The sequence below is a fragment of the Lysobacterales bacterium genome (assembly GCA_016703225.1).
Classification (GTDB): Bacteria; Pseudomonadota; Gammaproteobacteria; order Xanthomonadales; family Ahniellaceae; genus JADKHK01.
In genome coordinates, this window is sequence record JADJCM010000010.1 from 180,182 (window position 1) to 201,878 (window position 21,697).

The following is a 21,697-nucleotide window of genomic DNA, read 5'->3' on the forward strand; positions in this document are numbered from 1 at the left end:
CGGGAATCGGCGCGGCGTCAGCGCACCAGGGACTTCAGTCGATACAGCGCTTCGAGCGCATCGCGCGGGCTCATGCTGTCCGGATCGAGCGCGCGCAACGCGTCGAGCGCCGGCGGCGTGGCATCGAACAAGCCGAACTGCCGCGGTTGCTCGGCCGCAACGGCGGGCGCGTGCTGCTCCGGCGGTCTCGCTTCCAACGCCAGCAGGCGCGCACGCGCGGCGTTGATCACCGGCTTCGGCACGCCGGCGAGTGCCGCAACTTGCAGGCCGAAGCTGCGATTAGCCGGACCGTCCTTCACCGCGTGCAGGAACACCAGCGAGTCACCGTGTTCGACCGCATCCAGATGCACATTGGCGACGCCGTCGATTTCGCCGGCGAGCGCAGTGAGCTCGAAGTAGTGCGTCGCGAACAGGGTGTAGGCGCGGTTCGTGCTGGCCAGGTGCACCGCGCAGGCGAACGCGAGCGCGAGGCCGTCGTAGGTGCTGGTGCCGCGCCCGACTTCGTCCATCAGCACCAGGCTGTGTTCGCTGGCGTTGTGCAGGATGTTCGCGGTCTCGCTCATCTCGACCATGAAGGTCGATTGCCCGGCGGTGAGGTCGTCACCGGCGCCGATGCGGGTGAAGATGCGGTCGATCGGCCCGATGCGCGCCGCATCGGCCGGCACGAAGCTGCCGATATGCGCGAGCAGCACGATCAACGCGGCCTGGCGCATGTAGGTGCTCTTGCCGCCCATGTTCGGACCGGTGATGACCAGCATGCGCCGCGACGGATCAAGCTGCAGCCCGTTCGGTTCGAATGGGTCGCTGCGCACCGATTCGACGACGGGATGGCGGCCGCGCGTGATGTCGATGCCCGGAGCGTCGATTAGTTCCGGCATCGTCCAATTCAATGCCTGCGCGCGCTCGGCGAGCGCGGCCAGCACATCGACTTCGCTGAACGCGGCCGCGGCTTCGCGCAGCGCTTCCAGACGCGTGTTCAGCGCGTCGAGGATTTGCTCGTACAGCGCCTTCTCGCGCATCAACGCACGTTCCTTGGCGGAGAGCACCTTGTCCTCGAACTGTTTCAGCTCCTCGGTGATGTAGCGCTCGGCGCCCTTGATCGTCTGTCGGCGCGTGTAATGCGTCGGCGCGCGCTCGGCGTGCGCGTGGCTGATCTCGATGTAGTAGCCGTGCACGCGGTTGTAGCCGACCTTCAGGGTCGCGATGCCGCTGGCGGCGCGCTCGCGCGCTTCGAGGTCGATCAGGAACTGGTCGGCGTTCGTCGACAGCAGGCGCAGTTCGTCGAGTTCGGCATCGAAGCCTTCGCGCAGCACACCGCCGTCGCGCAGCAGCACCGGTGGCTGTTCGAGGATGGCGCGGGTGAGCAGGTCGGCGCTGTCGTCATGGCGGCCGAGTTGCGTGCCGAGCGCATGCAGGCGCGGGCTGTCGATCGCCGCCAATTGCCGCTGCAGATTGGGTGCCAGACGCAGTGCGTCGCGCAGCGTGGACAGGTCGCGCGGCCGCGCCGAACGCAACGCGACGCGGGTGAGGATGCGTTCGATGTCGCCGATACTGCGCAGCAGTTCGCGCAGTGCGTGCAATTGGCCGGATTCGATCAGCGCCGCGATGGCTTGGTGACGCAGTTGCAGTACGGTGCGAGTGCGCAGCGGCCGATGCAGCCAGCGCCGCAGCATGCGACCACCCATCGGCGTGACCGTGCTGTCGATCACCGAGAACAGCGTCGCGCCGCTGCGACCGCTGGTCTGTGCATCGAGTTCGAGGTTGCGGCGCGTGGCCGCATCCATCGCGATGGTGTCGTCGCTGGATTCGACCGCGAGCCGGGTCAGGTGCGGCAGGGCCGATCGCTGGGTGTCCTTCAGATACGCGAGCAATGCGCCGGCGGCGCCGACCGCGAGTTTCAAGTCGGCGCAACCGAAGCCACGCAGGTCGCGGGTGGCGAAGAATTCGCAGAGCGCGCGCTCGGCGCTGTCGTGTTCGTAGTGCCAGGGCGGGCGTCGGCGCGTGCCGGTCATCGCGATCACGGTGTCTGGCCAGCGCACGTTCTCGTCGAGCAGGGTCTCGGCCGGTGCCAGGCGTGCCAGTTCGGCGAGCAGCGCCGCTTCACCGTCGATCTCGCCGAGCGTGAAGCGGCCACCGGCGACATCGACACAGGCCAGGCCGGTGCGCTCGCCAGCGCGAGTCAGCGACACCAGCAGGTTGTCGCGACGTTCTTCGAGCAGAGCCTCGTCGGTGAGCGTGCCTGGCGTGATCACGCGCACCACCTTGCGTTCGACCAGGCCCTTGGCGAGTGCAGGGTCGCCGATCTGCTCGCAGATCGCCGCCGATTCGCCGAGCTTCACCAGCTTGGCGAGATAACCCTCGACCGCGTGGTAGGGCACACCGGCCATCGGGATCGGCTGACCGGCCGACTGGCCGCGCTGGGTCAGGGTGACATCGAGCAGGCGCGCCGCCTTGCGCGCGTCGTCGTAGAACAACTCGTAGAAGTCGCCCATGCGGAAGAACACCAGCGTGTCCGGGAATTCCGCCTTGGCGCGGAAGTACTGGCGCATCAGCGGGGTGTGCTGGGAGTAATCGTCGGACACGGGAGACGCGGTCAGGGAACGGGGCCGCGCAGTGTAGCCGCGCCGGGGCGGGTGCATCGACCTCGATACCGTGGCGCACGCGGAACTTGTGCGCGCGTGCCGAGTCGCAGGCTGGCCTCGATTGGAAGGCGGTGCACGGAGCAAATCATGAAGCAGTGGACGATGCTGGCCCTGGCGCTGGTCACGGGCGCAGCGCAGGCGGACGAGGCGGCGGTGCGCGCCGCAGTGCAACGGCTGCTGCCGAATGCGGTGATCGAGTCGGTGCAACCGGCGGCGATGGCGGACGTGTTCGAAGTGGTGGCCAATGGCGAGGTGCTCTACGTCGGCGCCGATGGCCAGCACCTGCTGCAGGGGCGCTTGTATGACGCACAACGGCGCGCCGACCTGACCGCGAGCACCGAGAACGGGTTGCGTCGCGCGGCGCTGGCCAAGGTGGGCGAGGAGAAGCGCATCCGCTTTGCTGCCGCCGAGGAGAAGCATCGCATTACCATTTTCACCGACGTCGACTGCGGCTACTGCCGCAAGCTGCACAAGGAGATGTCGGCGATCAACGCCGCCGGCATCACCGTCGACTACCTGATGTTCCCGCGTGCCGGCCAGCCGTCGGCTTCGTATGACAAGGCCGGCTATGTCTGGTGCGCGGTCGATCGCCAGGACGCGTTGACGGCGAGCATGTCGGCAGGGAGTTGCCGGCCGACCAGCGCAAGGCATGCGCGCATCCGATCACCGAAACCATGCAGCTCGGGCAGAAGCTCGCCAGGCTCGGTACGCCGACGATCATCGCCAGCGACGGCTCGGTGCTCGGTGGCTATCTCGATCCGGTGCAACTGGCGCAGCGCCTGACGGCGATACCGGCTGCAGCGGCCCGGCCGTGATCGCCGCGCGCGTGGCTGGCATACTGCGCCGATGAAGCCCGCTGCCGAACTTGCCGATGCCGAACTGCATGCGCGTGCCGCCGAATTCGGTGCGCGCCTGCTCGAAGCACGCTTGAAACTTGCCACCGCCGAGTCCTGCACTGGCGGCTGGGTGGCCAAGGTCGTGACCGAAGTGCCCGGCAGTTCCGCCTGGTTCGACTGCGCCTTCGTCGCCTACAGCTACGACGCCAAGGAAGCCATGCTCGGCGTGCCGCGCCAGACCCTGGAACAGCACGGCGCAGTCAGCAGCGAGACCGTGGTCGAGATGGTGCGCGGCGCGCTCTCGCGCTCGCGCGCCGACATGGCCGTCGCCATCACCGGCATTGCCGGGCCCACCGGCGGCACCCGCGACAAACCGGTCGGCACCGTCTGGATCGCCTGGGGCTTCGGCCACCACCCGCCCACCGCGCAGGTGTTCCACTTCGAAGGCGACCGCGACGCCATCCGCCGCGCCACCGTCGCCGCGGCATTCGAAGGCTTGGAGCGGTTGGTGGCGGGGCGGTGAGCGGGGCGGTGCGCCCCGGCCACATTCCCGAAATTTCGCAGGCCCAAGTCAGATCATCACCGAAGCGGCACGTCGGGCTGTGGGATACTTTGCGCATCATTGGGCGGCCGTCTCGCGATCTGAGAATGCGGGGTGTGAGGCTGCATCCATCCCTTCCACTTCGACCCGAGGACATCCCCATGGATGACAACAAGAAGCGCGCCCTGCAATCCGCCCTGGCGCAGATCGACAAGCAGTTCGGCAAGGGCACGGTCATGCGCATGGGTGATCGCCAGTCGGATGCGATCGACGCAATCTCGACCGGTTCGCTCGGGCTCGATGTCGCGCTTGGCATCGGTGGTTTGCCGCGCGGGCGGGTGATCGAGATCTACGGCCCCGAGTCTTCCGGCAAGACCACGTTGACGTTGCAGGTGATCGCCAATGCCCAGCGCGCCGGTGGCGTTGCGGCGTTCATCGACGCCGAGCACGCGCTCGATCCGGGTTATGCCGAGAAGCTCGGCGTCAAGATCGAGGACCTGCTGGTATCGCAGCCGGACACCGGCGAACAGGCGCTCGAAATCGCCGACATGCTGGTGCGCTCGAACGCGGTCGACATCGTCGTCGTCGACTCGGTTGCGGCGCTGACGCCGAAGGCCGAGATCGAGGGCGAGATGGGCGACTCGCACGTCGGCCTGCATGCGCGGTTGATGAGCCAGGCGCTGCGCAAGCTGACCGCGAACATCAAGAAGTCCAATTGCATGGTCATCTTCATCAACCAGATCCGCATGAAGATCGGGGTGATGTTCGGCAGCCCGGAAACCACCACCGGCGGCAATGCGCTCAAGTTCTACGCCTCGGTTCGGCTGGATATCCGCCGCATCGGTTCGGTCAAGCGCGGCGAAGAAGTGATCGGCGCAGAAACCCGCGTCAAGGTGGTCAAGAACAAGATGGCACCGCCATTCCGCCAGGCCGAGTTCGAGATTCTGTACGGCGAAGGCACTTCGCGCGAGGGCGAGATCATCGAGATGGGCGTGGCCAACAATCTGATCGAGAAATCCGGCGCCTGGTATTCCTACAACGGCGAACGCATCGGCCAGGGCAAGGACAATGTGCGGCTGTTCCTGAAGGAGCATCCGGACATGGCCAACGACATCGACGCCAAGCTGCGCGCGAAGATGCTCACCGCGAAGATCGCGATCAGCGGCGGCGCCGACGCCGAGGAAACCGAGGAAGCCTGATCAGACAATGCGTTCTGCGCAACGGAAGGACGTGAGCGAGTCAAGTAGGGAGTTAGGAAATGGCGGTTCCGCAGCAGTTAGCATTGAATGGTGATGGACTGGATATCGAGGACTCGAAGTTCCTCCAAGACCAGATCATCACCTACATCGGCAACAAGCGCGCGCTGTTGCCGTTCATTGGGCGCGCTGTCGAGGAGGTGAAGCGGCGGTTGGCCAAGCAGAAATTGGTGCTGCTGGACCTTTTTTCCGGAACCGGCGTGGTCTCCAGATACTTCAAACAGCACGCGGAACACATCACCGCCAACGATTTGGAGCGTTACAGTTTTGTCACCAATTCGTGCTATCTCAGTAATCGCAAACAGCTTGATGGATATGATCTGGCAGATGCGTTGAATTGGTTGACGAGCGAAATAAGACGCGATTTCGCTCCCGGGTTTATTGCAGAACTCTACGCTCCAAGCCAAGACCACTGTATTGCGCCAGACGAAAGAGTGTTTTATACGCGCCGCAATGCTTGTTACCTCGATACCGCGCGGCAAAAAATATCAGCTCTACCGGGAAGTCTGCAACCATACTTCCTAGCGCCGCTGCTGGCAAAGGCGTCGGTGCACGCGAATACGTCGGGGGTGTTTAAGGGGTTTTATAAATCTCGGAACGGGATTGGTCAGTTCGGTGGAAACGGACAGGACGCACTTAGTAGAATTATGCGAGATATCGAATTGCCAATGCCGGTTTTTTCGCGCTTCGAGTGCGACGTGGCGATTCATCGAGAGGACGCTAACGCACTGGTAGATAGTGTTTCCACCGAGTTTGATCTCGCGTATTTTGACCCTCCGTATAACCAGCATCCATATGGTTCCAACTATTTTATGTTGAACTTGTTGGCTGATTATAGGCGGCCAGAAGAAATCAGTGAAGTATCTGGAATACCCGTCAACTGGAACCGATCCGCATACAACAAGCGCGGCTTCGCTCAGGAAGCGCTATTCGATGCAGTGGAGCGTTGCAAGTCCAAATTCGTATTGATCTCGTACAACTCTGAGGGATTTGTTGCGCACGGTAGTTTCTTGGAAAAACTCTCTGCCTTGGGTGCGACGACCACGCTTGAAACTGCCTACAACACATTTCGCGGTAGCAGAAACTTGTCGGGGCGGTCGTTGCACGTGACAGAGTTCCTGTACTTGCTGGAGAAGCGCTAGTGGCGAAGAAGCAGGAGCTGAGAAAGCAACGTGTTGGAACGGTAATTAATACTCGATCTAAGATTCAAGAGAAGTCGCTCGATATCGCCATTAGCGGCGTCAGAGATAGACTTCGTGAGAAGTTTCCTGGAGTTGAATTTGATCACGAGCGACAATGGCTGCTAAAGTCGGTTGTGGAGGGGCTTAGCCAAGCATTTCCGGATGTTGATTTTTTCTGTGCGCACGCTTCTTCCGCCATGCGCCCGGATGGCGGGATTCTCTCTTTAGTATCAGCGGACAAGAAGAAGTACCCAATTTTGATTGCGGAGAAGAAGAATCAGGGTACAAATGATCTACGAGCTGCAGAAGGAAAGGGCAAGCAGGCCAAAGGTAATGCTATCGAGCGCCTAGGCAAGAACGCTATTGGATTTCGTACAGCGATGCTAGAGCAGTCGATATTTCCTTTTGTTTGTTTTGGCGACGGTTGTGATTTTGCTGCCAATTCTAGCATTTTGGATCGCGTTGTTACTATCGCGATGTTTGGGCAGTTGAACAAGGAGTATTTGCATAACAGCTGCAGCGATCGATTCAATCGCGGCTCGTTTTTTTTCCGAGAGCGTGTCTGGAGTGGCGACGAGATGAAGGAGCGCTGCTACTCAATTGCTGAGAAGAGCGTGTATTACTACTTCTCCAAGTATGGCGAAGGGCAATTCAAATGAATCGCTTGCGGGGGTGACATTGATGCCCGGCAAGCATCGCCCGGACCAGTCGCCTCGTGAGCGTGCGCTCGGCCTGCTGGCGCGGCGCGAGCATTCGGCGCGCGAATTGAAGCGCAAGCTGCAGCAGAAGGGCGTCGCTGCCGAGGAGGCCGGCGACGTGGTCGGCGACATGGGCGAACGTAACTACCAGAGCGACGAGCGTTTCGCCGCGTCGCTGGTGCGCAGGCGAGCGCTCGATGGCTACGGGCCACTGCGAATCCGCGCCGAGCTGGCGACCCATGGCATCGTACGCGAGGCCGCCAGCGCGGCGCTGGATACGGCGGAAATCGACTGGATCGCCATCGCGCGCCGCGTATTCGCCAGCAAGTTCCGTGGCACCGAGGCCGCCGACTACAAGGAGCGTCAGAAGCGCGCCGCCTGGCTCGGCGCGCGCGGGTTTGACGCGGCGGTGATCCGCGCCGTCACCCGCGCCGAAGTCGAAGACTGAGGGCGGGCTTCCGTCTCAGGCGCCCCAAGTTCCGCAGTTGGACCCAAAAATTTCGCCCTTGCTCGGCGGTGAGGGTCAATAGAGTCAACGACTTGGCGCGATTTTGGGAGGGTTTTCGGAAGGGTCGTGTTGTGTCACGTCGGAGCGCGATAGTGGCTTACGAAGCGGTTCTGACTGTGTTAGGGTTGGCACATGTACACGCGCATCACTCGCTCCGGTGGCCGCAGTTATCTGCAGATCGTCGAAGGCTTCCGCTCGGAAGCTGGAGTGCGGCAGCGCGTGGTCGCGAATCTGGGTCGCCTCGATCAGTTGTCGGACAAGAAGCTGGATCCCTTGATCCACGGCTTGCAGCGCGCTGGGCCGTGTGCCGAGTTCGGCGCCGGTGCCGGAGTACGACACGGCGCTGGCGTTCGGTGATGTCTATGCGTTGAACGCGCTGTGGTCGGAGCTTGGGTTCGGCGAGGCGATCACGCGCGCGTTGCGCTCATCGCGCCGAGCCTTCGATGCCGAGGCGATGGTGCGTGCGATGGTGTTCAACCGCTTGTGCGCGCCGGACTCGAAGCTAGGCTGCCTGGAATGGCTTGAGACCGTCTCGATTCCCGGCATGCCCGAGGACATCACCCACGATCAACTGCTGCGCACGATGGATGCACTGATGGATCGGGCGGAGGCCGTCGAAGCGCGCGTTGCGGCGCAGTTGCGGCCGATGCTCGACCAACAGCTGTCGGTGGTGTTCTACGACCTGACCACGATCCGCATTCACGGTGAGGGCGAGGTCGCAAACGATCTCCGCGCGTTCGGCATGAACAAGGAAACTGGCGGCATCGAGCGCCAGTTCGTGCTCGGCGTGGTGCAGTCGGCCGAAGGTCTGCCGCTGATGCATACCGTGCACGCCGGCAACGTGTCGGAGACCAAGACGCTGAAGGCGATGCTGGACTCGGTGCTCAAGCGCTTCGATGTCGAGCGCGTGATCATCGTTGCCGACCGCGGCCTGCTGAGCTTGGACAACGTTGCCGAACTGGCCGCCGTTGCCAACGCCACGCAGCGCAAGTTGCAGTTCATCCTGGCGGTGCCGGCGCGGCGCTATCGCGAACTCGGCGGGACTCTGGATGCCCTCGCGTTCGATCGCGACCGTGCCAGTCTGGCCGAAGGCGAGTTCGCGGGTCATCGCCTGGTGGTCGCGCACGATCCGGCACGCGCGGCCGAGCAATCGGCGAAGCGCCGCGCGCGGATCACCGAGATCGAGGCGTTCGCCGAGAAACTGGTGAGCAAGCTCGATGCGCAGGATCAGGGCAAGACCGCGCGCGGCCGCAAAGCCAGCGATCGCGGCGCCTACACGCGCTTCCAGCAGGCGGTCGCGGACGCCGAACTGACGCGCTACATCAAGGCCGACTATCAGGCCGATTGCTTCAGCTACGGCGTCGACGAACACGCGATCAGCGACGCCGAGCGTTTCGACGGCAAGCTGGTGCTGCTGACCAACGTCAGCGACTTCAGCGCCGAACAAGTCGTCAGCCGCTACAAGAGTCTCGCCGACATCGAGCGCGGCTTCCGCGTGCTCAAGAGCGACCTCGACATCGCACCGGTCTTCCACCGACTGCCAGATCGCATCCGCGCGCACGCGTTGATCTGCTTCCTCGCGCTCGTCCTCTACCGCGTCATGCGCATGCGCCTGAAGGCGAACGGCAACACCAACAGCCCGAAGACCACTCTCGAACTCCTGCGCCGTCTGCAAACGCATCGCGTGCGCATCGGCAAACAGAGCCTCACCGGCATCGGCACGACCACACCCCAGCAACTCGAACTGTTCGCCGCCCTCGGCATCAAGAAACCTTCCTGACGCCCATGTTGTGTCATTTTTGCCTGTCTCACCACAGGCAAATCAAGGACTTACGCGATTAGCTGCGGAACTTGGGAGGCGCGTTCCACACGATTGCGGCCGGCGTTCTTGGCCCGGTACAGCGCGGCATCGGCGGTGGCGACCAGGCGGTCGATGCCGCGGCGTTCCGGACATTCGGCGGCGGCCACGCCGATGCTGACGCTGGCGCGGATGCGAACATCGCCGTACGGGAACGGTGCGCCGTCGATCGAGGAGCGAACCGCTTCGGCGACCTCGGCGGCACGCTTGGGTTCGGTGCCTTCGAGCAGGACGATGAATTCTTCGCCGCCCCAGCGGCCGAAGTGGGCTTCCGGCGGCAATGCCGCGCGCATGCGCTGGGCGGCCTCGCGCAATACCACGTCGCCGGCGAGATGCCCGTGCTGGTCGTTGATGCGCTTGAAATGGTCGATGTCGATGAGCAGCACCGCCAGCGATTGCGGATGCGACTGGATGGCCGCGAGCACCTGCTCGAAGCGCGCGACGATGGCGCCGCGGTTGGCGATGCCGGTGAGGGCGTCGGTGTTGGCGACGCGCTGCAGCTCGACCGAACTCTCGGCAAGGGCGGCATGCAGGCGGCGCGTTTCCTGGTAGCGCCGGTGCGACAGCAGGGCAAATCCGGCCAGCAGCAGGAGCAGCACGATCAGTCCGACGCCGACGATGCGCTGGCGGGTGATGCGCAGCGCCTGGATCTGATTGTCGCGTGCCAGCAGGGTGCGCTCGGTCTCGGCGCGCTGCGCCGCCAGCGATCCTTCCAGAATGGCAACGCGGCGCCCGGCGATATCGATTGCCAGGGTCTTGTCGAGTTCCTGGAAGGCCTTGCGCGTGGCCATCGCCGCAGCCACCTCGCCGTTGGCCAGTTCGATATCGGAGAGTTCGTCGAGCGCGGTGCGTTCCAGCACTTTGTCGCCGAGTTTGCGCGCGCCGTCCACTGTCGCGCGCCCCTCCGTCAGCGCGTCGGCCAATGCGCCGCGCACGCGCGCCACGCGCATGCGATTGGCGTGGATCTGCACCTGGTCGCGAATGGCGACCGAGCCGTACAACTCGAACGCACGCCGCGACCAGTCCGCGGCTTCGTCGATGCGACCCTGCGCGAGGCGCGCGTCCGACAGCGCGGTGAACGAATTGACCTTGTTCGGCGGGCTGCCAAGCTGGATCGAGGCATCGGCCGCCTCCTCGCCGTAGCGTGCTGCCTCCTCGACCTGGCCCAACTCCAGCAGCGCTCGCGACAATTCGCCTCGCAATGCGATGCCTTCGCGCACGTCGCGCGGGCCGAGGTGCTTGAGCGCCTCGCGGATGTTCTGCGCGGCCAGTTCCTCGTCGTCGAGGTTGCGGTGCAGGAAGCCGAGCATGCGGTAGGTGCGTGCCAGTTCCGATGAGTCGCCGGTGGCACGTGCGAGGTCAAGCGCCTGGTGGTGGTGCGCCAGTGCGTCGGCGAACTTGCCCATGCGCGCCAGCACCAGGCCCAGAGCGTTCAGTGAACGCGCTTGCTGGTGGCGATCCTGACCAGCGAGCGCCAGCGCTGCAGACTGGTCGAAGTAGCCGATGGCGGCGTCGAAATGGCCGAGCTTGCGCTCCAGCACGCCGCGGTTGTACGTCCACAGTGCCTGCCAATCCACGCGGCCGGCCGCCTTCGCGACCGTCTCCATCTCGCCGAGCACCACCGCCGCGCGAGCTGCGTCTCCGCGGTTGGCGTACATCGACGCGAGGCGGCTGCGCGCCGCGATAGCGAGATCGTCGGCGTGTTCGCTGGCGGCGATGGCAGCGGCTTCGTCGAGCAGCGCATAGGCGCGCTCGGGCTGCTCGGTTTCGTCGCAGAACTCGCCCATCGCGAGCTTGCTCCAGCCACTCGCCAGGCGGTTTGCCGCGGATTCTCCCCAGCGCTCGGCTTCCACCAGCAGCGCTTCGGCCGAACGCGTGCGATCGCTGCGCAAGCTGGCAACCTCCGGCGGTTCCGTGCTCGGCCGCGATGCCTCGGCGCGGGTCGCCCCGGCGCCGAAGCACAGCAGCAGCAAGACCAGGGCGAGGCGGAAGGTCATGGCGGGATGGTAGAGCAAGCGAGCCGCCGCCGCTGCCGGGTTGCCGATGTCGGCCTGCATGCGTGGACTCGGCTCCGGCTCCGCTAGAATCACCGGTCTTTCGTTCCCCGGTTACTCCCTCAGGGCCCCCATGAAGTCCAGCGCCGAAATCCGTTCCGCATTCATCGAGTTCTTCCAGTCGAAGGGCCATGAACACGTCCCTTCGAGCCCGCTGGTGCCGGGCAACGACCCGACCCTGCTGTTCACCAACTCGGGCATGGTCCAGTTCAAGGACATGTTCCTTGGCGCCGAGAAGCGCAGCTACAGCCGTGCGGTCACGGCACAACGCTGCGTGCGCGCCGGCGGCAAGCACAATGACCTCGAAAATGTCGGTTACACCGCGCGTCACCACACCTTTTTCGAGATGCTCGGCAATTTCAGTTTCGGCGATTACTTCAAGCGCGACGCGATCCACTACGCGTGGCAGCTGCTGACCCATGTCTACGCGTTGCCGGCCGACAAGCTCTGGGTCACCGTCTACCACACCGACGACGAGGCCTACGCGATCTGGAACGAAGAAGTCGGCGTGCCGGCCGAGCGCATCGTGCGTATCGGCGACAACAAGGGCGCGCCTTATGCGTCCGACAATTTCTGGCAGATGGCCGACACCGGTCCCTGCGGCCCCTGCTCGGAGATCTTCTACGACCACGGGCCGTCCGTGGCCGGTGGCCCGCCGGGTTCGGAAGAGCAGGACGGCGATCGCTACATCGAGATCTGGAACCTGGTGTTCATGCAGTTCGAGCGTTCGTCCGACGGCACGCTGACGCCGCTGCCGAAGCCTTGCGTCGACACCGGCATGGGCCTGGAGCGCCTGACCGCGGTGCTGCAGCACGTGAACTCGAACTACGACATCGATCTGATGAAGCACCTGGTCGAGGCCGCGGCCAGGGCGACCGGAACGAGCGACCTGGCGAATCCGTCGCTGCGCGTGATCGCCGACCACATCCGTGCCACCAGCTTCATGATCGTCGACGGCGTGTTGCCTTCGAACGAGGGCCGCGGCTACGTGCTCCGCCGCATCATCCGCCGCGCCTTGCGCCACGGCCACAAGCTCGGCTGCAAGTCGCTGTTCTTCTCGACCCTGGTGAAGACGCTGGTCGCCGAGATGGGCGCCGCCTATCCCGAACTCGCGCACAAGCAGGCCCAGGTCGAGCGCGTGCTGAAGAACGAGGAAGAACGCTTCGCCGAAACCCTCGACCAGGGCATGAAGGTGTTCGAGGAACTCGCTGCCAAGGGAGCCAAGACAATCGCCGGTGACGATGCCTTCAAGCTGTATGACACCTATGGCTTCCCGCTTGATCTGACCGCCGATGTCGCGCGCGAGCGTGGCTTGACCGTCGACCTGGCCGGCTTCGAAAAGGCGATGGATGTGCAGCGCGAACGTGCACGCGCGGCCAGCAAGTTCGACCAGGGCTTCGCGATCTCGGCCGAACAGTCGGCGGGACTGGCGGCCACCGGCTTCCTGGGCTACGAGGAGCTGGTCGTCAAGGATCTGAAGGTCGAACGGCTGCTGGTCGCGAACCAGACGCGCGAGTCGATCGCGAGCGGCGAGCGCGCCGTGGTCATCCTCGATCGCACGCCGTTCTACGCCGAGTCCGGCGGGCAGGTCGGAGACACCGGTGTCCTGCGCCTCGGCAATGCCGAGTTCGTGGTCGAGGACACGATCAAGCTGGCCGGCGTCTACCACGGCCATGTCGGCACGCTGTCGAGCGGCACGCTGAAACTGGGTGATCGTGTGATTGGCGAGATCGATGGCGGTCGCCGTGGCGCGATCGTGCTCAACCACTCGGCCACGCATCTGCTGCATGCTGCGCTGCGCCAGGTATTGGGAGAGCATGTGCAGCAGAAGGGCTCGATGGTCGCGCCGGATCGCCTGCGCTTCGACTTCTCGCACTTCCAGCCGGTGAGCGACGCCGAATTGAAGCAGGTCGAGTCGATCGTCAACACCGAGGTGCGCCGCAACGTCGCCGCCGAGGTGCACCAGATGGGCATGCAGGAAGCGATCGAGTTCGGCGCCATGGCCCTGTTCGGCGAGAAATACGGCGAACGTGTGCGCGTGCTGAAGATGGGCGAATTCTCGACCGAACTGTGCGGCGGCACGCATGTGTCGCGTACTGGCGACATCGGCCTGATGAAGATCACTTCGGAAGGCGGTATCGCTTCCGGCGTGCGTCGCATCGAAGCGGTGACCGGTGCCGATGCAATGGCCCTGGTCGACACCCGCGAGTCCCGGCTGGGCGAAGTGGCGGAACTGGTCGGTGCTGGCGAAGCCGAAGTTGTCGCCAAGCTCAAGCAGCTGCTCGACCGCCAGAAGAAGCTGGAGCGTGAGATCGATGCGCTGAAGGCGAAAAATGCGAATGCGCTGTTGAACGAACTGGCGGCAGCTGCGCCGAGTATCGGAGGCATCCGCATCGTCACCGGCCGCATCGAGGGTATGGATGCGAAGACCCTGCGCGAGGCTGTCGACGCGCTGCGCAACCAGCTCGGTGATTGCGCGGTGGTATTGGCCGCAGCGGCGGATGGCAAGGCTTCGCTGGTCGCCGGCGTCAACGGCGCCGGGCTGGCCAAACTGAAGGCGGGCGAGTTGATCAGCCATGTCGCCAGCCAGGTGAATGGCAAGGGCGGCGGTCGTCCGGACATGGCCCAGGGCGGCGGCGACGATTCGCCCGCGTTGATTCCCGCGCTGGCCAGTGTCGTGGAGTTCGCCCGGGCCAAGATCGACTGAGCCACGATGCGAGGCACACCGCATGTTTGACTGGAATGACGTGCAGGTCTACCTCGCGATTGCTCGCGGCGGTTCGCTCGCAGCCGCCGCGCGCACACTCAAGGTCAATCACTCGACGGTGTTCCGGCGCTTGAATGCGTTCGAAGAGGCGCTGGGCGTGCGCCTGTTCGAACGCCTGCCGAGCGGCTACGCATTGACACCCGAGGGTGACTCCATCCGTACCGAGGCCGAGGCGGTCGAGGGCAATGTGATCGCGCTCGGACGCAAGATCGCCGGGCGCGACTTCGCCCTGCGTGGCGACATCCGCGTCACCGCGCCGCATGGCCTGGCGACCGGATTCCTCGCCCAGTATCTGCCCGACTTCATCGCCCGCTATCCCGGCATCCGCATCGAGATCGCCGCTTCGGATTCCGATTTCGACTTGAGCCGGCGCGAGGCCGACGTCGCCCTGCGTGCCACCACGCAGCCGCCCGAGCATCTGGTCGGGCGCCAGGTGGCCTCGCTGTGCTGGTGGGTGTACGCGAGCCCTGCCTATCTCGAGCGCATGGGTCGTCCGGTCGGCATGGATGCACTGGCCCAGCACCGCGTGATCGGCGCCGATGCCGCGTTCCAGCGGCTGCCGGTGTTCGCCTGGTTGGCCCGCAACCTCGCTGACGACGCGATCATCGCCCGCGCCGGCGATCTCGAGACGATGGCGGCGCTGGCCTGCGAAGCGGTTGGCCTGGCATTGCTACCGAGCGATCAGCACACGCCGCGCCTGCAGCGGCTGTTTGCGGTCGAACCACGTTTCAGCGGCCAGTTGTGGCTGCTGACCCATCCCGACCTGCGCCAGGTCGCGCGCATCCGCACCTTCATGGAGTTCCTGGCCGAGCGCCTGCGTAGCGATCCGCGCCTGACCGAACCGGCGCCGGGCTCGTGATCCGTTCAGGCTTCACGCCCCCGCCGTGGAACCTTCCCCTATAATCGCGCGCTGTTGCCCTGGGGCCCCGGGGCAGCGCCATACCAACAAGGAGACTCCGATGAACCGTAAGCAACTTTGCGTCCTGGTCGCACTCGCGATCGGCGCCGGCGCCGTTTCGGCGCAGGACTACGACAACCGCTGGTATATCGCACCGGCATTGGGTATGTCGGTCCACGATGACGACCGCATGGTCGATTCAGACCTGTCTGTACTCGGTTCGATCGGAATCGGCCGGTTCGTGAGCGAGAACTCGTCGTTGGATTTCACGCTGGACTACACCTCCCGTAGTTTCGACAACAACGAGGCGATGTATGGTGATTTCGACAACTACGCACTCTCCGTCGCTGCGCGTCATTACTTGGCCAACTGGGCATGGCGACCCTACGTGAAGGCCGGACTCGGGCTGTCGCGAGCCCATGTCACCAACCAATTGACGGGGAATGACTACAGTCCCGACAACGATGCGTCCACGAACGCCGTTTTCGATGGCGGCTTTGGCCTCGGCCACGACATCAACGACGCGATCGCCCTGCGTTCTGAGCTGACCTATCGCTATGACATGGACGACGAATCGATTCCGGGCGAAGACCACTTCGGTGATTGGATTGCCAGCGTCGGCATGACCATCAAGCTCGGCGAGCGCGCTGCCCCGGCAGCCGCGGCAGCTGCCGATCCGGGCACCGAGACGCCGGTCGCCGTGACCGAAACGCCGGCTGCGGATTGCAGCACGCTCGACGATGACAAGGACGGCGTCAACAACTGCGATGACCAATGCCCGGCCTCGGCTGCTGGCGAAGCGGTCGGTGCGGATGGTTGCGCAGCCGCCATCGTGATCGACCTGCGCGGTGTCAACTTCGCGTTCGACAAGTCCGACCTGAGCGCGGAATCGGTTGCGATCCTGGACCAGGCGGTCGATGTGCTGAACCGCTATCCCGCACTCAAGGTGGAAGTCGCCGGCCATACCGACTCGATCGGTACCGACAGCTACAACCAGGGTCTGTCGGAACGTCGCGCCAAGGCCGTGTATGACTACCTGACCGGCAAGGGCATCGCCGCCGATCGTCTGTCTGGCCCGAATGGCTACGGTGAAGCCAAGCCGATCGACACCAACGACACCTCGGAAGGCCGCGCCCGCAACCGCCGCACCGAACTCGTCAAGCAGCAGTAATCGAAAGCTCGCTTCCAGAAAACAGGAAACCCCGCTTCGGCGGGGTTTCTTGTTTTGACGACGCCTCAGGGCAGGCGCGCGGCTTGTCCCTGACGGTTGAGCAGGGACACCGCTTGCTGGTCGAAGGAGACGAAGACCTCGGCACCCAGCCATTGACCTTCGTGGGCAATGATCGCGTCGGCGAAGTCGCCCCCGGCTTCCAGTAGCGCCAATCCGGCTTCCACCGCCGACCGGTTCATGGCGACTTTCTCGGCTGCCGCGAGTGCGCGGATGGCCGCAGCGATCTCCGCGTCGGCAAAGCGGTAGACCTTGCGCAACACCCAGACGAATTCGCACAGGCAGGGCAGGGATACCGCGATCAGCGCGGCCTCGGTGAGCGCCTTCTCGGCCGCACGCGCTTGGCGCGCATCGTCGCGCACCACGCTGCGCACCAGCACGTTGGTGTCGACCGACAGCTTCATCGCTTTCCGGCCCAGCCGGTGGCGGCTGCGGCGGCAATTTCCTCCTGCGTGGCGACCTTGCCACTCTTGCCTGCGAGCAGGCCGAGGAAGGCATCGATGCTTCCGCTCGGGCGCGCCGCGCGCAGTTGCGCCCGACCGTCGGGCAGCAAGTCGAGTTCGATCTTCTCACCCGGCTGGATGCCGAGGTGCTGCAGCACTTCCTTGCGGAACGTGACCTGACCACGGGTGGTGACGGTGAGGGTGCTCATGAGGGTGCATCCGGTGACTTCGTCGCCGGGATGGTAATGCAAGAATGCATTACCATCCAAGAAGCCTTGGACAGAAGCCTTGGACGAAGCAGTGGCCCTCACGCCGCCTGATACTGCCCCATGCCGCGGAGCTTCTCGTAGCGTTGTGTCAGCAGTACATCGGTGTCGAGTTTTTCGAGTTCGGCGATCTGGTCGAGCACGACGGCCTTGAGGTTTTCGGCGGTGGTCTTGGGGTCGCGGTGGGCGCCGCCGAGTGGTTCCGGGATGATCTGGTCGATCAGACCGTGCTCGATCAGGCGCGCGGCGGTCAAGCCCATGGCTTCGGCGGCGTCGCGCGCGCGCTCGGCGCTGCGCCAGAGGATCGAGGCGCAGCCTTCGGGGGTGATCACCGAGTAGGTGCTGAACTGCAGCATGTTGACGCGGTCGCCGACGCCGATCGCGAGCGCGCCGCCGGAGCCGCCTTCGCCGATCACCGTGCACACCACCGGCACACGCAGCTTAGACATTTCGAGCAGATTGCGCGCGATCGCTTCGGACTGGCCGCGCTCTTCGGCGCCGACACCGGGGTAGGCGCCCGGGGTGTCGATCAGGGACAGCAGTGGCAGATTGAAGCGTTCGGCCATGTGCATCAGGCGCAGCGCCTTTCGGTAACCTTCTGGGCGTGGCATGCCGAAATTGCGGCGGATCTTCTGGCGCGTGTCGCGGCCCTTCTGGTGGCCGATGATGACGAAGCTCTTGCCGTCGATGCGGCCGAGGCCGCCGACGATCGCGGCGTCGTCAGCGAAGGCGCGGTCGCCGGCGAGTTCGTGGAACTCCTCGCAGATGTGGCCGATGTAGTCGAGCGTGTACGGGCGCAGCGGATGGCGCGCCAGCTGCGCAATCTGCCACGCACTCAGGCTCTGGAAGATCTCGACGGTTTTCTCGCGCAGCTTGCCGTCGAGCTTGCGGATTTCGGCGTCGAAGTCGAGCGACTGCCCTTGCGAACTGGCGCGAAGTTCGCGCAGCTTGCCTTCCAGCTCGGCGATCGGCTTTTCGAATTCGAGGATGTTCTGGTTCATCGGTCGCGTCCGGACAGCGGGAGGGCAATGATAGCGTCAGTTGCCGCTGGCCCGCGCCAGCGACAGCTGGACTTCGCCGACCCCGTCCAGGCGGCGCAGTTCGTCGACCACCTCGGGCAGGACGCGCACGCGCCAGGCATCGCCCAGTTGCAGCTCGGTGCGCGCGCCAGCGCCCTGGTAGGCGATGCGTACCGGCACGCCCCCGCCAAGCGCCGGCTTCAGCGCCCGCGTCATCGGGTCCAGCCACTGCGGCGCCGCACCGGCGACATGGATGCGCAGGCCGCGGGCAAAGCGCTCGCAGGCCTGGGCGAGCGTCCAGGCCTGGCGCAGCTTGAGCTGGAAGCCGCCGGAGTATTCGTCGATGCTGAGTCCGCCGGCGACGATGACCATCTGGTCCTTGGCGAACAAGGCCGCGTATTCGGTCAGCGCTTCGCGGAACAGGCCCACTTCAATGCGGCCACTGGCGTCCTCGATTGCGGCGAAGCCCATGCTGTCGCCGCGACGACGCAGACCGGCCGGGACCACGCCGCCGAACACGATCGGCACCTCGATCTGGCCGCGGCGTTTTTCGGCGGTGCCCTGCAGGCTGCGGTACAACTCCTCAGCGCGGCCGATCGGGCCGGTCACCAGTTGTCGCAGCCAATCGCGGTAGGCATCGGCGGGATGCCCGGAAAGGTAGTGCCCGAGCGTCTCGCGTTCCCCGTGCAGACGCTGCAGCAACGGCCACTCCGGCAAACTGCGCACGACCACGGCCGGGGCGGCACGGATCGCGGCATTGCCGAAGATGTCGATCTGCCCAGCGTCGCGGTTGCGCGCCTGCTGCTCGGCACCGCGCATGGCTTCGGGTAGCTGGTGCATCAGGGTCGCGCGGTTCTCCCCGAAACCGTCGAGTGCACCGGAGAGCAGCAGAGCTTCGAGCACGCGCTTGTTCAGACGGTTGCCATCGACTCGTTGCGCGAGATCGTCGAGTGATGCGTAGCGGCCGCGGCTGCGGCGTTCTTCCGTGATTGCCTCGCAGACGGCACGGCCGACGCCCTTGATCGCACCGAGGCCGTAGCGGATGCGTTTGCCATCGAGCGCTTCGAACTGGTAGGTCGATTCGTTGATGTCTGGCCGCAGCACATCGAGCCCGCAGACCTCGCGCGCGTCGTCGAGCATGGCGACCAGTTTGTCGGTGTTGTCCATGTCCGAAGACAGGGTCGCGGCCATGAACTCGGCCGGATAGTGCGCCTTCAACCACGCGGTCTGGTAGGCGATCAGGGCATAGGCCGCCGAGTGCGACTTGTTGAAACCGTACTCGGCAAATTTTTCCATCAGGTCGAAGATGGAGCGGGCAACGCCCGGGGCGACGCCGTTGTCGGCGGCTCCGGTCTCGAAGATCGCGCGATGCCGAGCCATCTCGGCAGCGTCCTTCTTGCCCATGGCACGGCGCAGCAGGTCGGCGCCGCCGAGGCTGTAGCCGGCCAGCAGTTGCGCGATCTGCATCACCTGTTCCTGATAGACGATGACGCCATAGGTCGGCTTCAGCACGGGTTCGAGGCGCGGGTGCGGGTAGTCGACCTCGGCGCGGCCGTGGCGGCGGTCGATGTAGTTGTCGACCATGCCTGCGCCCAGCGGGCCCGGGCGGAACAGCGCGGCGAGCGCGACCAGGTCGTCGAAACCTTGCGGCTGCAGCTTGCGGATGTAGTCCTTCATGCCGCGCGATTCGAACTGGAATACCGCGGTAGTGTCGCCACGTGACAGCAGCGCGTAGGTCGCGGCGTCATCCATCGGCAGTTGGGTGATGTCGAGCGCTGCTTCGCCGCTTCCTGCGCGGCCTGCATTGATCGCCTTCACCGTCCAGTCGATGATGGTCAGCGTGCGCAGGCCGAGGAAGTCGAACTTGACCAGGCCGGCCTTCTCGACATCGTCCTTGTCGAACTGCGTGACCACGCCGTCGCCGCCCTCTTCGCAGTACAGCGGGGCGAAGTCGGGCAGCGGCGTCGGCGCGATCACCACGCCGCCGGCGTGCTTGCCGGCGTTGCGGGTCAGGTCTTCGAGCTTGCGCGCGAGCTCGATCAGGGTCGCGACTTCGTCCTCGTTGGCCATGCGCTCGCGCAGTTCGGCGGATTCCGCGATGGCGTCGTCGAGGGTGATGCCGAGCGTGGTCGGGATGAGTTTTGCGATCGAATCGACGTGGCCGTAGCCCATGCCGAGCACGCGCCCGGTGTCGCGCACCACGGCCTTGGCGGCCATGGTGCCGTAGGTGATGATCTGGCTGACCTTGTCGGCGCCATACTTGTGGCTGACGTAGTCGATGACGCGGTCACGGCCCTCCATGCAGAAGTCGACGTCGAAGTCGGGCATCGACACGCGCTCCGGATTGAGGAAGCGCTCGAACAGCAGGTCCTGCGGCAGCGGATCGAGATCGGTGATGCGCAGCGCATAGGCGACCAGCGAACCCGCACCCGAGCCACGCCCGGGTCCGACCGGAATGCCGTTCTGCTTGGACCAGTTGATGAAATCGGCGACGATCAGGAAGTAGCCGGGGAAACCCATCTTCACGATGACGTCCAGTTCGATGTCCAGGCGTGCGACATAACTGGCGCGCGGGAATGGCAGTTCGCCGCGATAGCTGGTGAAGCGCTCATCGAGACCGGCGTGCGCGCGTTCGCGAATGTAGCTGTCGAGCGTGTGCGTCGTCGGCACCGGAAACGCCGGCAGGTAGTACTTGCCGAAGCTCATCTCGATGTTGAGCCGCTTGGCGAGTTCGATGGCGTTCTCGATCGCTTGCGGGCAGTCGGCGAAGGCCTCGCGCATTTCTGCTGGGGTCTTCAGGTATTGCTGGTCGCTGTAGGCGTGCGGGCGTTTCGGATCGTTGAGCACGCGGCCGCTGGCGATGCACACGCGCGCCTCGTGTGCCTCGAAGTCCTCGCGCGCAAGGAAGCGCGTGTCGTTGGTCGCGACCACCGGCAGGTCGCGCAGGCCCGCCAGTTGCAGCAAGCGTGTCTGCTGCGCGTCCTCGCCGATGCGTCCGCAGCGCGTCAGCTCGAGATAGAGCCGGTCGCCGAAGGCATTGCGCCAGTCTTCCAGCTGGCGTTGCGCGGTCTCGAGATCGGCCGCCGCGAGCAATTCGGACTGGCGTCCGAGCAGGGCGATGATGCCGGCGTTGTCGGCGAGCAGCTGTGCGCGTGGCACGAATACCCGCTCGGCCTTGCCGCGCGCGCGATACGCCGCCGACAGCAGCCGCGACAGGCGCAGGTAGCCGTCGCGGTTCTGGCAGAGCATGGTGGCGCGCGCGAGATCGTCGCCGCGCTCGCCAACCCACAGGTCGCAGCCGATGATCGGTTTCAGGCCGGCTTTCTCGGCGGCGTTGTAGAACTTCACCAGCGCGAACAGGTTGGAGTCGTCGGTCATCGCCACCGCCGGCATGCCGGCTCCGGCGCAGGCCTTCACCAGCCGCTCGATGCGGATGGTCGAATCGACCAGCGAATACTCGGTGTGCAGGTGCAGGTGGACAAAAGTGGACGTCATCGCTGCA

At 64.9% G+C, this 21,697-nt stretch carries 15 protein-coding genes and 1 pseudogene; 10 read left to right on the forward strand and 6 right to left on the reverse strand.

Going from position 1 to position 21,697, the window contains the following annotated elements; genetic code table 11:
- Window positions 1-17 precede the first annotated feature (17 nt).
- Window positions 18-2,639 carry a DNA mismatch repair protein MutS gene (gene mutS, locus IPG63_19260; GenBank protein MBK6729296.1) on the reverse strand — a complete coding sequence of 874 codons (2,622 nt, stop codon included), beginning with the start codon at window positions 2,637-2,639 and terminating at the stop codon, window positions 18-20.
- A 90-nt stretch (window positions 2,640-2,729) separates the two neighbouring features.
- Here mutS and IPG63_19265 point away from each other — a divergent pair, with 90 nt between their 5' ends.
- From IPG63_19265 to IPG63_19295, 7 genes and pseudogenes are all read left to right on the forward strand, one after another.
- A complete protein-coding gene (locus IPG63_19265; protein MBK6729297.1) occupies window positions 2,730-3,425 on the forward strand; it encodes a thioredoxin fold domain-containing protein in 696 nt (231 codons plus the stop codon).
- A gap of 63 nt (window positions 3,426-3,488) precedes the next feature.
- On the forward strand, window positions 3,489-4,001 hold the full coding sequence (locus IPG63_19270; GenBank protein ID MBK6729298.1) for a CinA family protein: 513 nt from the start codon (window positions 3,489-3,491) through the stop codon (window positions 3,999-4,001).
- A gap of 179 nt (window positions 4,002-4,180) precedes the next feature.
- Entirely contained in the window at window positions 4,181-5,218 is a 1,038-nt protein-coding gene (recA, locus tag IPG63_19275) for a recombinase RecA (GenBank protein MBK6729299.1), read from the forward strand.
- A gap of 59 nt (window positions 5,219-5,277) precedes the next feature.
- Complete coding sequence (locus IPG63_19280; protein ID MBK6729300.1) at window positions 5,278-6,417, forward strand: DNA adenine methylase; 1,140 nt, start codon at window positions 5,278-5,280, stop codon at window positions 6,415-6,417.
- A complete protein-coding gene (locus tag IPG63_19285; GenBank protein ID MBK6729301.1) occupies window positions 6,417-7,115 on the forward strand; it encodes a type II restriction endonuclease in 699 nt (232 codons plus the stop codon). The genes IPG63_19280 and IPG63_19285 overlap by 1 nt, the downstream gene beginning before the upstream one ends.
- Window positions 7,116-7,137: 22 nt before the next feature.
- Window positions 7,138-7,602 carry a regulatory protein RecX gene (locus IPG63_19290; GenBank protein ID MBK6729302.1) on the forward strand — a complete coding sequence of 155 codons (465 nt, stop codon included), beginning with the start codon at window positions 7,138-7,140 and terminating at the stop codon, window positions 7,600-7,602.
- A gap of 192 nt (window positions 7,603-7,794) precedes the next feature.
- Window positions 7,795-9,442, forward strand: a pseudogene (locus IPG63_19295) (IS1634 family transposase).
- 50 nt (window positions 9,443-9,492) lie between these two features.
- Here the strand turns inward: IPG63_19295 and IPG63_19300 are convergent.
- Window positions 9,493-11,577: a diguanylate cyclase gene (locus IPG63_19300; GenBank protein MBK6729303.1), complete on the reverse strand. Its 2,085-nt coding sequence runs from the start codon at window positions 11,575-11,577 to the stop codon at window positions 9,493-9,495.
- A gap of 70 nt (window positions 11,578-11,647) precedes the next feature.
- Between IPG63_19300 and alaS the strand changes: the two genes are divergently transcribed.
- From alaS to IPG63_19315, 3 genes are all read left to right on the forward strand, one after another.
- A complete protein-coding gene (gene alaS / locus IPG63_19305; protein ID MBK6729304.1) occupies window positions 11,648-14,281 on the forward strand; it encodes an alanine--tRNA ligase in 2,634 nt (877 codons plus the stop codon).
- Between the two features lie 22 nt (window positions 14,282-14,303).
- On the forward strand, window positions 14,304-15,200 hold the full coding sequence (locus IPG63_19310) for a LysR family transcriptional regulator (protein MBK6729305.1): 897 nt from the start codon (window positions 14,304-14,306) through the stop codon (window positions 15,198-15,200).
- Window positions 15,201-15,300: 100 nt separating this feature from the next.
- Window positions 15,301-16,410, forward strand: coding sequence for an OmpA family protein (locus tag IPG63_19315; GenBank protein MBK6729306.1), 1,110 nt, complete (start codon window positions 15,301-15,303; stop codon window positions 16,408-16,410).
- Window positions 16,411-16,475: 65 nt separating this feature from the next.
- Here IPG63_19315 and IPG63_19320 read toward each other — a convergent pair whose 3' ends face one another.
- The 4 genes from IPG63_19320 to dnaE all read right to left on the reverse strand — a co-directional run bounded on the left by IPG63_19320 (window position 16,476) and on the right by dnaE (window position 21,690).
- Window positions 16,476-16,871, reverse strand: a complete 396-nt coding sequence (locus IPG63_19320) for a type II toxin-antitoxin system VapC family toxin (protein MBK6729307.1) — start codon at window positions 16,869-16,871, stop codon at window positions 16,476-16,478.
- Window positions 16,868-17,119 carry an AbrB/MazE/SpoVT family DNA-binding domain-containing protein gene (locus IPG63_19325; GenBank protein MBK6729308.1) on the reverse strand — a complete coding sequence of 84 codons (252 nt, stop codon included), beginning with the start codon at window positions 17,117-17,119 and terminating at the stop codon, window positions 16,868-16,870. Before IPG63_19325 ends, IPG63_19320 begins: the two co-directional genes overlap by 4 nt.
- Window positions 17,120-17,217: 98 nt before the next feature.
- A complete protein-coding gene (locus IPG63_19330; protein MBK6729309.1) occupies window positions 17,218-18,177 on the reverse strand; it encodes an acetyl-CoA carboxylase carboxyltransferase subunit alpha in 960 nt (319 codons plus the stop codon).
- A gap of 36 nt (window positions 18,178-18,213) precedes the next feature.
- Window positions 18,214-21,690, reverse strand: a complete 3,477-nt coding sequence (gene dnaE, locus IPG63_19335) for a DNA polymerase III subunit alpha (protein ID MBK6729310.1) — start codon at window positions 21,688-21,690, stop codon at window positions 18,214-18,216.
- Window positions 21,691-21,697 lie beyond the last annotated feature (7 nt).